10 protein-coding genes and 1 pseudogene are annotated in these 14,581 nt (G+C 35.8%); 8 read left to right on the top strand and 3 right to left on the bottom strand.

All coding sequences use genetic code 11. The features are described from left to right. Nucleotides 1-94: 94 nt before the first annotated feature. The 6 genes and pseudogenes from ACTJJH_RS05980 (at nt 95) to ACTJJH_RS05955 (ending at nt 8,751) form a co-directional block, all read left to right on the top strand. On the top strand, nt 95-3,415 hold the full coding sequence (locus tag ACTJJH_RS05980) for a type VI secretion system Vgr family protein (RefSeq protein ID WP_440600880.1): 3,321 nt from the start codon (nt 95-97) through the stop codon (nt 3,413-3,415). Further along, a complete protein-coding gene (locus ACTJJH_RS05975; protein WP_440600879.1) occupies nt 3,402-4,028 on the top strand; it encodes a hypothetical protein in 627 nt (208 codons plus the stop codon). The genes ACTJJH_RS05980 and ACTJJH_RS05975 overlap by 14 nt, the downstream gene beginning before the upstream one ends. Before the next feature lie 3 nt (nt 4,029-4,031). Beyond that, nucleotides 4,032-6,395, top strand: coding sequence for a hypothetical protein (locus tag ACTJJH_RS05970; protein ID WP_440600878.1), 2,364 nt, complete (start codon nt 4,032-4,034; stop codon nt 6,393-6,395). After that, nucleotides 6,392-7,009: a hypothetical protein gene (locus ACTJJH_RS05965; RefSeq protein WP_320124533.1), complete on the top strand. Its 618-nt coding sequence runs from the start codon at nt 6,392-6,394 to the stop codon at nt 7,007-7,009. The genes ACTJJH_RS05970 and ACTJJH_RS05965 overlap by 4 nt, the downstream gene beginning before the upstream one ends. Nucleotides 7,010-7,176: 167 nt before the next feature. Continuing rightward, nucleotides 7,177-7,917: a DUF1311 domain-containing protein gene (locus tag ACTJJH_RS05960; RefSeq protein WP_320124534.1), complete on the top strand. Its 741-nt coding sequence runs from the start codon at nt 7,177-7,179 to the stop codon at nt 7,915-7,917. Nucleotides 7,918-8,026: 109 nt separating this feature from the next. Beyond that, nucleotides 8,027-8,751 (top strand): annotated as a pseudogene (locus ACTJJH_RS05955) (SH3 domain-containing protein). A gap of 64 nt (nt 8,752-8,815) precedes the next feature. Here ACTJJH_RS05955 and ACTJJH_RS05950 read toward each other — a convergent pair. Continuing rightward, entirely contained in the window at nt 8,816-10,159 is a 1,344-nt protein-coding gene (locus tag ACTJJH_RS05950; protein WP_002121854.1) for a PGAP1-like alpha/beta domain-containing protein, read from the bottom strand. Nucleotides 10,160-10,370: 211 nt separating this feature from the next. On the opposite strand from ACTJJH_RS05950, the gene ACTJJH_RS05945 reads away from it, so the two are divergent. After that, nucleotides 10,371-10,952 carry a YqiA/YcfP family alpha/beta fold hydrolase gene (locus tag ACTJJH_RS05945; RefSeq protein WP_044102707.1) on the top strand — a complete coding sequence of 194 codons (582 nt, stop codon included), beginning with the start codon at nt 10,371-10,373 and terminating at the stop codon, nt 10,950-10,952. 14 nt (nt 10,953-10,966) lie between these two features. After that, the gene (gene parE / locus ACTJJH_RS05940) at nt 10,967-12,850 is read left to right on the top strand and encodes a DNA topoisomerase IV subunit B (protein ID WP_005804402.1); all 1,884 of its coding nucleotides are present in this window, start codon (nt 10,967-10,969) and stop codon (nt 12,848-12,850) included. Nucleotides 12,851-12,970: 120 nt separating this feature from the next. On the opposite strand, the gene ACTJJH_RS05935 is transcribed toward parE, so the two are convergent. Both ACTJJH_RS05935 and alc read right to left on the bottom strand, forming a co-directional pair. Continuing rightward, a complete protein-coding gene (locus ACTJJH_RS05935) occupies nt 12,971-13,474 on the bottom strand; it encodes an ureidoglycolate lyase (RefSeq protein WP_060465107.1) in 504 nt (167 codons plus the stop codon). Further along, nucleotides 13,471-14,481 carry an allantoicase gene (gene alc / locus ACTJJH_RS05930; RefSeq protein WP_002121874.1) on the bottom strand — a complete coding sequence of 337 codons (1,011 nt, stop codon included), beginning with the start codon at nt 14,479-14,481 and terminating at the stop codon, nt 13,471-13,473. The genes ACTJJH_RS05935 and alc overlap by 4 nt, the downstream gene beginning before the upstream one ends. Between the last annotated feature and the right edge of the window lie 100 nt (nt 14,482-14,581).

Here is a 14,581-nt window from a genome sequence, read left to right as displayed (position 1 = left end):
AAAAAACGAATTAAAAAAAAGCATAATCATGTAGACAGATAGTTCTGTTTTTTATAAAGTGCAGCCGTTTATATATCCTTATGATTATAAAAAAATGCTTTTTAATATCTTTAATGTTTTGGAAAAAATAGGGTTAAGTGCGCAGAAACGTGCCGTCCATGTGCAATTTTCTAATGAACTACTCAATAGCCAAGTTTTTTTACAACGTATAGAAGGCCAACACCAGCTAAATGGGGGATTGGAAGCTGAGTTAATTTGTCTTTCGACGAGTGCACAAATTGCATTGAAGCAGTTTATAGGGGTGCAAGTTGCTGTTGATCAGGTTACTGATTCTGGACAATTATTCCGAACTACAGGAATTGTAACAGAAGCGAGTTATGGCCAGAGTGACGGTGCTTTAACGCTTTATAAACTCACCTTAAAAGACGCGACAAACTTATGGCACAAGCGCCGTAATAGTCGTGTTTTTATGAATAAAAGCATTATTGAAGTCACGGAAGTTTTATTTAAAGAATGGCAAGAAAAAAGTCCGCTTTTTGCGACAAGTTTAAGTCTTGATCTTAGTGGGTTAAGTCAGAGTTATGATATTCGCCCATTTATCATGCAGCACAATGAGTCTGATTATGACTTTCTTACACGCTTGTGGCGAAGTGAAGGCGTTAGTTGGGTAATTGATGAAGCAGAGCTTTTTGTTCCTCACTTTACTGCACCTATACAACCTCAAAAATTAAAATTAATTGATGATAATAGCCAGTACCAAGCTTTAGCACGTCGTAGTATTCGCTATCACAGAAGTAGTGCAACAGAATATCAAGATAGCATTACTGGTTTTGTTGCAGTGCGGACTTTACAGCCGACTGCTGTACATGTGCAGCGTTGGCAACCTGATGCTCTAGCACATGAAGAAGGTGTAGGTTCAGTTATCACTACACACCTACATTCAGAGCAATTTGATTCAGCGAGTTTGAGCCTTGAACAAGCATGGCATGTAAGCCCTGCTTGGATGCAAGATTTGAAAGGGGAAGATCAGGCCACTGCTTCAAGTAGTAATCAGCTAGAGAAATTGAATCAGCACTTCACTGACATGTACGCGAGTCGGGCCAAATATTTTAAGGCTTATAGTAGCGTCCGTGATAGTCAAGTTGGCTATTGGTTTAATTTACAGGAGCATCCTGAAATTGATCAGCATGAAGGAGCAGATCAAGAGTTCCTGATTATTGCTAAAAATTTTTATAACCAAAATAACTTACCAAAAGATTTACATCAGCAAGTGAGCCAGTTATTAACCCAAAGTCGTTGGGATAAACATGGTTATGATGATATTGAGCGCCAAGGTAATGAGCTGACCCTAATACGCCGTCAAATTAAAACTGCACCTGAATATAATCCAGAACAGCATCGTCCAATTGCCTACCCACAAAGAGCGAAAGTCGTGGGTCCAGAGGGAGAAACTATTCATGTCGATGAATGGGGGCGCATTAAGGTGCGTTTTCTATTTACCCGTAGTGATGATCATGGGCATGATGGTGGCGCGGGTAGCAATGACAATGATACCGACTCAGCTTGGGTCGATGTACTGACTCCTTGGGCAGGCGAGGGCTATGGAGCACGTTTCTTGCCACGTATTGGTGAAGTGGTGGTCATTGACTTCTTTGATGGCAATATTGACCGTCCATTTGTGACTGGGCGCATCCATGAAGCACAGCGCTCACCAACCAAGTTCGATGTGAAAGGGCAGCTTCCTGATACTAAAAAACTAAGCGGAATTCGCAGTCAGGAAATCAGTGGTAGTGGCTTTAACCAATTACGCTTTGATGACACAACGGGACAAATTAGTACCCAATTACAAAGTAGCCATGCAGCAACACAGCTGAATTTGGGTAATTTAAGCCATCCGAAAGAACAAGCGACGAGTCAGGGTCGTGGAGAAGGCTTTGAGCTAAGAACAGATGCTTGGGGAGCTGTGCGTGCAGGTAAAGGCATGCTCATTAGTACCTATGCACAAGAGCAAGCGATTGCAGACCATCTAGAGGCCGCACAAGCACAATCGTTACTTTCACAAGGTTATGAAAGCATGAAAATGCTCAGTGAAGTTGCAGCAAAGCAACAGACTGATGCTTTGAACGTGATTAATCGCTTACCCAAATTCATCCAGTCACTTGAGCTAAAAACTACAGGACAGGCATTAGATAGTACGGTGAACTTATTTAAAGAAGGCATTAATAATGATCCTATTCACGCTTTAAAAGACTGTAGTGGCTTTATTCAAGATATTGGTGCGCTAGGGGGAAATGCAAAAGGCGTTGTAGACGAATTTAATTCTTTTTTTAGCGATGCCAAAGATGCGGTAGAAAACTTAAAAGCATTTATTGAAAATGTTGAAGAGCATGGTGCTGACATCGTTAAAGGAAAACTTGCCAGTATTAAAGACCGCATTCATAAAAATCCATTTGAAAGTATTCAAGAGGTTGGAAAAGTCTTGGCAAATGTCGAGACTAAAGACTTTGACATGATGAGTGTATGTGGAACGTTTAGTAAAGGCAGTAAATTGGAAGTATCACCTTCTAAAGCATTAAGTTCTTTGCAAGGCTTTATGGAAGGTTATACCCAAGGTTTGGAAAGTAGTTCCGATACTAAACAGCAAGAACAAGGCAGAATTTTTAGACAAGCGCTGATGTTATTAGCATCGCCAAATGGGATTGCCTTGACGACACCTGAAAATATTATTTTGCAAGCTTCGCAAGATATCGCAGAAAGTGCTAGTGGCTCAATTAACTTAAGTGCACAGAAAAATATCGTTGGGCATGCACAAGACAAAATCAGTTTGTTTGCCGCTCAAAAGGGTTTCCGTGCTTATGCAGCAAAAGGAAAGCTCGAACTACAAGCACAAGACGATGCCATTGAAGCAATTGCTAAAAAGGTCATTAAGCTCATTTCTACGGAAGAAAAAATCGAGCTTACGAGCCCAAAAGAAATTGTTTTAACAGCGGGTGGATCTCAGCTCAAAATTAATGCGGATGGCGTATTTTCAACAACAGGTGGTAAGTTTGAAAGTAAAGCTGGGCAGCATTTGTTTACGGGTGGGGCAACAGTAAATGCTGAGTTGCCGAAAATGCCAGAAACAGGAATGTACAGTATGAGATTTGATTTAAGTCAAATATTTGATACTGATATATTAAAAAATATGAAGTATAAATTAATTAATCATTCTAAGAAAATTGAAGCTATATATGAGTTTGAGCAAGAAAGTAGCGCGAGAGTTTACAGCGATTCTGCTGATAATGTAGAACTCGCCTTAGTCCCAGGAGCTTATTTAACAGAAATTAAAGAGTTAATTTCTGAACAGGAAGCTGAGTCATTAGATGATGAAGATATTGATAGCTGTGGTTGTGGAGAAGAGCATGAACATGATTGAAATTTTACAAAGTAAGAGATCACAATTTTATTTATTTGATATTAATAGCTTAATCATTTTAGCTCTTGCTTTTTGTGGAGTTATTATTAGTTCGACTGTCTATGCAAAAGATATATTTAATGTTGAATTAAAATGTAAAGGGAATGATCAAGAATATTGTGATATTGTAAAAAATTCTGATAATAAAACTACTTTCATTTTAAAAAATATGAGATATCCTGAAGTTGATAAAGTAAATGAAAATATTTTTCATACTTATGGTAGTTGTGGTTCACCATGTCAATATCATTTTTTTATAAGTAAAATACAGGAAGATCAAACTAAAGAGTTTATTGCCATAGATAAAAAAAATAATTGTTTAATTGAAAGTGATTCCAAGAAAAATATTATCTATGCTAGAAAGTTATTTAATAAAAATAAAAAAATAATAGCTAATTTGAAAAATAAAGAATTTAATAATGTTCCAATAGATAGCGCTATATATAATTCATTTCAAGAAAAATCATATTTTGATGATAAAGGACAATTACATTTAGTAGCAATGTTGGCGGATGTAGATAAAAATGGAAATAGTTTATATTTTAATAAAATAATTAAGAAAACTTGTGAGTAATAAATGAGCTATAGCGAAGATTTTAAAATATTTGTTGCAACTATTAATGGTGAAGCTGAAAATTGTAGTGAAACTTCATGGAAAGTTATTGCGCATACAATGAGAAACAGAATTGGTTTCGCAAACTGGAAATCCTGGAGCAATATTATCCAAATCGTTACAAAAACGGGATATGATGCATACACTCAGAAAAATTCGCCTTATAAAAGAGCAAAAAAAGCTTTAGATTCAGGTGATATTTCACCTAAATTAATGAGTTTGATTAAAGCAGTAGAACCTATATTTAATGGAACAGAACCCGATTTTACAGGCGGTGTTGTGTATTATTATAGCCCTAAGGCACAGGCACAATTACATAAATCTGATCCTTCTAATTACCCTTCTTTAGTTCCTGATTTTGTAGTAAGTAAATCGAATCCTACTCAACAAGTTCAAATACCAGGGACTGAAAAGGATGATATGCGTTGGTATAAAGTCTTAACTTCAATATTTGATGTTTCATTTGTTGATAATGCTGGAAATCCATTAGTTGGTGTGACAGTTGATGTAGTATATAACGATAAAAAACCAGTCCCTTTATTCAAGGATTTAATTACAGACCAAAAAGGGAAAATAAAAAAAGTTAAGGTTTGTAACTATATGGGTGCTAGATTTAAGATTAATGGTGTTTTAGTAAAAGATAAGAATAATAAAGAGATCTCTTTATTAGGTGATGGCAAAAATTATGCATCAGTTATTGTAGTAAATAATGGGAAAGGAGGTATTAAGTCGAAAACAGATATACATAACCAAGAGCCTATCCCTAGTCAAAAGCAAGAATCTGTAAAAATAGATTCTAAGGCTGAAGTAAATAATGAAAAAAAAGCGGAAGTCAGTGATAATAATACTAAACAAAAAAATGTTAATTTTAGTATTAAGGTCATAGACAGTGAAAATAAAGCGATTCCAAATTTTTCCTATTTTCTCAAATATAAAAATGCAGAAAAGAAGCATAGTGTAGGGGCTAATGGTATTGAAAATAACTTAGTAGCATTAAGTGGCGAGGAGATTACAGTTTTAATTAGTGGGCTAGACTCAAAACAAGAAATTATTCGTTTTACAGCACAAGAAGGTATGGGTGAAAAGACGATAAAGCTTAATTTACATGCTTTTAATATTCTTTTTAGGCATAAAGATACGAAAAAACCTATAACAAATTTGAATTTAATTCAAAAGTATAGAAATCAGATAAAGCAAAAAAAGACTGATGGTAATGGAAAGATAACTGTTAGTGCAATGTCAGGATTCGAGCTGAATTATAAATTAAGAGATGAACGGAACTTATTGACTATCAAAGTTGATAAAAATAAATCGCTTCGTGTTATTGATGTTGACTCGTCAGCAATAGAGCAAGCATCAAAAAATATAAAGATAGGGACTAAAGTTGTAGAAATAGCTCAATCTAAACAACCAGTTCCTTCCTCAAAACAGAAGCACCCAGTTGAAACTCATGACTCTACTCCTAAGAGAGATGAAAAAGTAAAAATTAGTACTGACGGGCATCCAAAAACATTAGTTAATGATAATGGTGAAACTGAATTTATAGTGTATACGTATGATCAGAAAACTAATCAATTATTTAGTGGTGGTAATTATTCGATTGAATATAAAGGTAACAAAAAAAGACATTCAAGTGGTATACACGGAATAGGGAAAAAAATACATAAGGGAGAAATTGGTCAAAAGATAAAAATTACAGCTTCGAGTGGTGGAAAGGAATTTATTGCTTTTGATGGTAAATTAAGCAGAGGGATGAAAGCTTTTGAGTTAAAGGTAGATAGATCTGTCATTCCTAGTGTGTCAGATGTAATAATCAGTTTTAACGGTGTTAATGAACAATCTAGACAAGCTATCGTAAGCCAGAAAACAAAAAATGTACTAGCGTATTTAGCTAAAGAAGCAAATATGGATAAACTTTTTATTACAAGTACAATAAGGACTCCAAGAGCTCAGGCAGAAGCAATGTATATTAAGGCAACAAAATATGCTAAACCAGGAGAGGACGTAAAAAAAGTTAAAGCAGAATGCATTGCTAAAGGGCTTGGAAAAGAGGCAACTATTCAAAAAATGGTTGAAAAAATTGTTGAGTTTCAAAATAAAGGGGTAAGAGTTTCGAAACACTGCGTTTCAGAAGAGCAATATAGAAAAAATAATATTATTGATTTAGGTACGAATAGTAATGGTTTTGGAACAGGAAATACTTTGAATAGTGTAGGAAAAAGATTTAAAGCTGTTTGTGAGAAAGCTTTAAAAGATGGAATTATTTCGGGTTTTATTTCAGCAGATGTAGCAGGTGAAGGCGCTATGCACATAGAGATTATACAATGATGAGCAGATTATTTCTTTTATTTGTAATTAGTTTAATGTATGCATGTACAACTGAAGCGGATCAGCCTAAATCAAGCAACACAAAACTTTATTTTTCATATCGAATCTGTGAAAATTCAGGAAAGTGTAAGAATTTTACACCTACAAAAAAGATGGATAATTATCTCTTTAAAAGACTTGATCCTGCATATGATGAATTTTATGTAAAAGATAATAATGGTAATTTTACCTTATATTATAAAAATGTTTATAGTGAAGATGTTCAAGTTGGATGGGCAGAAGCTAAAGCGGATAAAAATAATAGTAGTGAGTTGAGTTTAAATATTGATAAAGTTAACCTAGCCTTGGGAGGGATTGATTTTATAAAAAATGGATATGCAAATAAACAGGCTGAATCAAAGAATTTTAAATCGGGAATCTATTATTTAGCTGATAATTATACGGGTGCTCCATATTATCAAAAGCAAAAAATATTTTTTAAGAAAAATGCTGGAGATTTAGTATTGGACTGTAATAGTTATTTGAATAATCCCTCTGTAAAGAATGAATCTTATGGAGTTTTTTATGGAGTATGTTCTGAAGGTGAAAAAGTATATTTTAAACAGGTAAACTGATTTAGTTTTCTTTTTGAATAAAAATGTAAGAATGGTAAGTCTTACATTTTTAAACCTAATATATTTTATTTAAAATAAATAACTTAGGTGTGATATTTTTTTAGGATCAGATGAAAAACTATAAAAATAGAAATTTGTCTTAATATTTTTTATTAAAGGTGTATATAGTGAGAACTATTTTTATTAAATTTTATAATTTTTTATTGGTTTTCAGCGTATGCATTTCCTCAAATGCAGAAGATTATAAACCGCAACGGTTAAACGAGAAAACAATATATAGTAATAGTAAGCATGATCTAAATAGTATATATTCCACGATAAAAGGCTATATCAGTGATAATAAAAATGAAGTTAAGTATCTTGTAGATACTCAACGTTCTTGGTTGAAAAATATAAATTTAAAATGTAATTTTAATGGGAAAGAAGTAAATAGTGAAAACTATAAATGTTTAAGTGATTTTAATAATTATAAAATAAAAGATTTGAAAAAATCATATTTGGACTTTGATAGTTTAGAAGGAAACCTAATAAAACCATTTAAATACACAAATGGTATTGTGAAAGAGTTAGAAACAGGTGGATGTTATTGTAGTGAAAGTACAATCAAAATTTTAAAAAACAAAATGTATATATATCAAGCTTGTGATCAAGGGTTAAAGGAGCCACGTATATATAATATTGTTGGTAAGAAAAAATATGAATTTTCTGTAGAGTATCAAATTGATACCAATAACAATAAAGTCCCAGAGTTTAATTTGGTCTTTGTCACTAATGGAAAAAATGTTTGGAATATTGTCCCTAAGGTTTTTAGAAAAGAAGACTTATTAAATTTAAATTTTAAAATTGGTTATACAACTGATGCGAATTTAAAAAATAAGAAAATTGATTGTAGTGATTATGAAGAGTAGTTATAAATTATTGGAACTTTGATTTTATTTAATAATAGTAATATTAGTTAAAAAATAGTATTACTATTTTTTAATAGAAAATTCAAAGTAAATAATGAACTTGTCGTAAATAAAGAAACAACTTAAGTTTATAATTTTTACTTTTCTAATGATTGGTCCTATAGTATCTTCATATGCTGACTTTGGTTTTATTCAAGATAAGGATGGGTACGTTAATGTACGAGGAAATTCAAGTTTAAATTCTAAAGTTACGTCCAAATTAAATAATAATGAAATTGTTTCTTGTGTGATGGATGAAGGGACAAATAATTTTTGTTTAGTTAATGTAAGCAATGGTGTATCTGGATTTGTCTATAAAAATAGAATAAATAATTTTAGTGGTTACACTTCTATTAAGCTATCTCAATATTCTAGAGAAAAAGCTATTTATAATGATAAAAATATAATAGTAGAAGTGTATGCAAAAAAAGCTATTTTAGATCCTAAACTTTATAAAACTTTTAAAGGTGAATATAAGTATTTTAATGATAAAAAATTCTTTGGTACTGATGGTGGTTTACCTAATAATGATTTTTTACAACTTGATAAAATCATAATTAAGGATAAAGATAAGAAAATAGAAATTGGTAAAAATGATATAGAGCAATACTTTTTTCTAAAAATGGTATAGATGGAGACAAGAACGAGCTTGCTGATTTTAAAATATATTATTTAAATAATAATACTTATATTTTAAATACTTTGAATAATGGTGGTGCAGCAGCTTACAACATTGTTTTAAATATAAAAAATGGAAAACTAGTTGCCAATAAAGCTTGGAAGGTTGAAATTTAAAAATATTTTCTTTCTTCTACAAAAGCTAATTAATTAAAAAAGCCCAACATAAGTTGGGCTTTTTTTACGTCTCTACAATCCCTTCTAAATCTTCGAGCTTATAGTTCGGCATATCAATAATATGGGTTTGAATACCTTCTTGAACATAATCATTCACATGAGGATATAACCAGCGAGTGATCTGTTCGGCAACACTTGAGTGATACTGAATTTCAAAGTGATTTAAACCATAAAACACCGCTTTATGTGAGTCTGGAACTTTAAGCTGAAAACGTGGATTAGGGTGTTCGCCTAGCGCGCTTTTTACACTCACTAAGTAGTCGCCAATTACGGTCAACGCTTTATTGCGCACCTTTTCAAATTCTAAGGTCCCTGCCACTAAAAAGGTGTTGATATGGGAAGGTAGCGGAGCAGGGGCGCGGTTATCATCCATCATACCAATACGGGCATCCATATGTTCCCAATCATCATCACGAACGCTGCCGTGGCGTAGGTCTAAAATACCATTACTCCGAATATTAACCAGTTGACCGAGTAAGCCGACAAAAGGGAAAGCCCCAAGTTTATCTTGTATGGTAAAGCCAAAGCGCTCTAAAACTGCCCCATGATGTGGAGAGCCAATACAGACTAGATTCTCGACCATATGGATCCATTGATACATATTTTGTTTGCCATAAAACAAGGCACTACGAGAGACTAGCCCGCCCATACTATGGCCAATGATATCGATGCTGGTAATTCTTGGATTACGTTGGACCAAGTCTTCTAATAAGTTCGAAAAACTGCGTCCATTGGCTGAAATGCGTCGGCCTGTATTGTAATTTAAATACAACATCGTGTTATGGTCACGCTGTGCTAACAGACGTTCCCCAATTCCACCATAGTGTGCATTTGACCAAGTCAGATGGTTCATACACAAACCATGAGCTAAAATCACAATACGGCCTGCAAGTTCCCCTTGTTGTATTGCACCATAGTGATCATATAGCACCATGGGTAAAGCGAGAGGGCTGTGCTGTTTAAGTAAATAATCCCCAAAAATCCCATTCAAAATGCCGACTAAAAAATGTAGGCTTGGGGTGAGTGGTTTTTCGTGAAGTGTCGGATATTTTTCAATAATGTGACGCAAACTTGGTGCTAAAAAACAACTCCCATATTTTTGTAAAGCGCCATAAGAAAACTGATATGCTTTTTGCACAAATGGTCGTTTTTGAAAGTTTTTAGCATTCTGAGTACTCACACCAAAAGCATTTTTTAATACTTCAATATTAATAACTTGAATTAATTCATGTACACCATTTAAGCTGGTACTGAACAGTTGAGCTAAACCTTCTAATACGTCTGCCTGACTAGGTGGCGTACGATCCCATTTACAATAAGTTTCATGTAGTGGTGTTAAGCTCGGCATATCTTTTCCCCATATACATTATAACCGACGTTTTAAGCTGTACTTTTTATCAACGGCAGCTAACGTTTCCATCTTAGTAGTTTAAATAACACATGTTTTTAAAATACTGATGAATGGTTAGTTGAGTGGTTTTTCTTGTCTGACAATAGTGTTTTTATATACAAACTGAGAACAAAAATGTGAGTTTATTCTCAATTTAGAGGGAAAATATATGAATATTATCTACCTCCATGGCTTTAATAGTAGCTCTCTTTCAATTAAAGGGCTGAGCCTTAAGCAGTATTGTAGCGAATTGGGCATAAATGTGCATTTGCCAGATTTAAACAGATCTCCTGATCTAGTGGTTGAGCAAGTTTCAGAGCTGATAGAGTCTTTAGATGATGTGGCCTTAGTCGGTAGTAGCCTTGGCGGGTTTTTTGCGACATATTTTGTCGCGAAATATAATGTTCCAGCTGTACTGATTAACCCTGCTATGCAACCATGGAAGCTGTTTGATGAGTTATTTCAAGTTGAAAGTATGCCCTATGTGGTGAATGATCAATGGTCAATTGACAATGTTCAGTTAAGGCAGTTACAACAACTGGAACTGAATCAACCTGAAAATGCCGACAAAATACTCGTCTTATTGCAACAAGGCGACGAAATTTTGGATTATCGTCAAGCACAACGCTATTATAGTGCTGCAACGCCATCCTCATTGATTTTGACGGATGCTCATGGCAATCATGCTATGGAAGATTTTGAAGAAAAATTACCGTTAGTGATCGAATTCTTTGCGCACACCATCAAATAAGGAAAACGTACAACGTGACACAATATACGGCTCAATCGCTTGAAGTTCTTTCTGGTTTAGACCCTGTTCGTCGTCGTCCAGGGATGTATACCGATACGACTCGACCTAACCATTTAGCCCAAGAAGTTATTGATAATGCTGTTGATGAAGCATTAGCTGGTCATGCCGACAAAATATGTGTCACGGTTTATAAAGATGGTTCGTTGTCGGTTGAAGATAACGGCCGTGGTATGCCTGTCGATATACATCCTGAATATGGCCAAAGTGGTATCGAAATTATTCTGACTAAGCTCCATGCCGGTGGTAAATTCAGTACCGATAATTACCAGTTTTCAGGTGGTTTGCATGGTGTAGGGATTTCCGTTGTAAACGCTTTATCAACACGTGTTGAGGTCGAAGTTCAACGTCAGGGTAACCTATACCAGATGGCATTCGAACAAGGTGAACCAGTAGCACCTTTAGCTGTTCTTGAGGGTAAAGCACCAAAACGTGCGACAGGTACAACGGTACATTTTTGGCCAGAAGCTAAATATTTTGATAGTCCAAAATTTGCGTTAAAAGCACTGAAACACAATTTAAAAGCCAAAGCTGTTTTAGCTGCTGGTTTAAAAATTACTTATATCGATCAAATTAACGATGAAAAAATCGAATGGCAATTTGAAAATGGCCTTGTCGATTATTTGATGGATGAATTGCAAGACCGCGAAATTTTGCCAAACCCTGCATTTGTGAGCAGCGGTCAGGCAGACCGTGCGGCATGTGAATTTGCGATTTGTTGGAATGTGGAAGGCGGTGAACAGGTCCAAGAAAGTTACGTCAACTTAATTCCAACTGCACAAGGCGGTACTCATGTGAACGGTTTACGTTCAGGTGTTACCGAGGCATTGCGCGAGTTCTGTGAGTTACGTAATTTGCTACCACGAAACCTCAAACTTTCGGCAGAAGATGTTTGGGATGGCGTGAACTATATATTGTCGCTCAAGTTCCAAGAACCGCAGTTTTCAGGTCAAACCAAAGAGCGTCTTTCGAGTCGTGAAGCATCAAATATTGTTTTAAATATTGCTAAAGATGCTTTCGCGCTCTGGCTCAACCAACATGCTGAAATTGCCATGCAGCTGGCAGAAATGGCGATTTCTAAAGCAGGTCGTCGTTTAAAAGCAGCAAAGAAAGTCGAGCGTAAAAAAATTGTTTCCGGCCCTGCATTACCAGGTAAGTTAGCAGATTGTGTTGGTCAAACACGTGAGGACAGTGAACTGTTTATTGTCGAGGGTGACTCTGCTGGCGGTAGTGCCAAGCAGGCGCGCGATAAAAACTTTCAGGCCATCATGCCGATTCGTGGAAAAATCTTAAACACATGGGAAGTTTCTTCAGATGAAGTACTCGCTTCCCAAGAGGTTCACGACATTGCGATTGCGATTGGTGTAGACCCAGGCAGTGATGATTTATCTGAATTACGTTATGGCAAAATCTGTATTTTGGCCGATGCTGACTCGGATGGTTTACACATTGCGACTTTGCTTTGTGCTTTATTCGTTAAACACTTCCCAGCATTGGTTGAAGAAGGACATTTGTATGTGGCAATGCCACCATTGTTCCGTATCGACATTGGTAAAGATGTTCATTACGCGCTTGATGATGATGAACTTGAAACTATTTTGAAAAATATTAAAGGTAATCGTAATCCGCAAATTACCCGATTCAAGGGATTGGGTGAGATGAACGCGATTCAACTACGTGAAACCACGATGGATCCGAACACGCGTCGTTTAGTTCAGCTCGATCTAGATGATGTGCATCTAACGGCAGGTTTACTCGACAAGTTGCTTGCGAAAAAACGTTCGGCAGATCGTAAGCAGTGGCTTGAGCAGAAGGGTAACTTAGCTGATATCACTGTCTAAAAAGGCGTAAAAAATCCCCGCTCAATTGGCGGGGATTTTTTTATGTAAATCTAAATTGTTGGAAATCACCACAACGATTTCTACTATTAAATTAAAATAGACAGATCTGTATATTTTAATTTAGGTCGTAATTTTTATAACCTGTGGAAATTGAAAAACATCACAATTTGCTCCACCTCCAATTCGGTCCACCACTGCAAAATCACTTGGTGCCTCGAAGGTAAGCAAAGGGTGATGCCATGTGCCTGCCCGATAATTAATACTTTGCTTTCCATTCGAGACGAAAGCACATAGTTTTGAAATATCAGGAGTATTTTCGTCCAAAGCGGGTGCCACGATAATTAAAAACTTTTGTTGCTGTAGTGGAATAAATGCCTGAGAGCCTTTCGGATGGCGCTCTAGCATTGAAATTTCCAGAGGCAGCACACTGGCCTTAATATTACGGAAAATACTAATTCCTGCCTTTGCTTCCCCTTCAATTTCAGTTTCAACGAGCGCATGATAGCGCTCAGTGTGGGCATCGTTAATATGAAAAAAGTCATGCCCATCGCAACAAATGACTTCTCCAAAGGACTGAAAGTTCTCAATGGTTAATGGCTGAATTTGAACATTCTTCATGATCATGACTTGGCAATTTTTCCCCATAAACGAACACGACTAATACCACCGTCTGGAATCATGTTAATACGAATATGCGAGATTTTTTCATGCTGTAAAATCTCATTCACATATTCATGAATATGATCCATTTGCATCGGTTGGGCTTCTAGTAAGTAAGACCAAAACATACTTTGAGGAATTAACTGTGCATCGGTTGCATTTTCGAGGTAAACCGCCTGAATAGATACTTGGGCAGGGAAGTTCCCTTTAAAATGAGCTGTATCAATTTCAAGCTTTTCAATTTTTCCGCTTTTACCCAACGCAAGAATACACCAGTCATAACCCGGTGCACGGCGGCGTTTGGTTTCCCATCCATCGCCCATATTGACTCCGCGACCTGGGTTAATCAAATTACGCGGGTGTCCAAAATGAGCATCACTATAGGCAACTACACGGCCACCATTTTCGAGAGCCAATAAATCGAGAGTTTGTTCACTGTCAGTTACCTGAATATGAACATCACCATAGACACGTAAACGGGCAATACCGCCATCTGGGAAAATATTAAGGCGTATATGAGTGAAAAGTGCATCATTATTGACCATAAAAATATGATGCTGGCTCGGGCCTAGTTCAGTATTTCCTAAAACATTCTCCCATTTTGCCCCTGTCAGGTCCCCATTTGGTGCATAACATGCTTCTAATGATGCAGAGGCAGGGTAATTTCCTGTAAAAAAGCTGGTATCAATATCAAGAGCAGTGATTTTTCCACTTACACCAAGCTTCACGATACACCAATCATAACCTGCGTGACGTTTACGGCGCGTCTCCCATCCGTCCATCCATTTGCCGTTATCATCAAATTTATCTTCAACAAAAATAGGTGCATCAAATTGCAGCATACGCTTTGCTTCTGCAAAGAAATCATCTGAACACTCAATGACTTGTGCACCAATTCGGGCATCTGCCAAATTGGTCTTAGTATTCAAAATCTCAGGAAGTTCAAAAGCTGGAGCGTGCAATGTTGCCATAATGGAGTATCCGTATTTCTTGTTAAAAACATGATTTTTCATTTAAAACTGCGCTAACACGGAGCGTGCCAAGTCGAGTTTTATACATAAATATATAAGC

It is taken from the genome of Acinetobacter sp. 22301, assembly GCF_052045285.1.
In the GTDB taxonomy this organism is placed as follows: Bacteria; Pseudomonadota; Gammaproteobacteria; order Pseudomonadales; family Moraxellaceae; genus Acinetobacter; species Acinetobacter pittii.
This window is presented reverse-complemented; position numbering and strand designations above follow the sequence as displayed.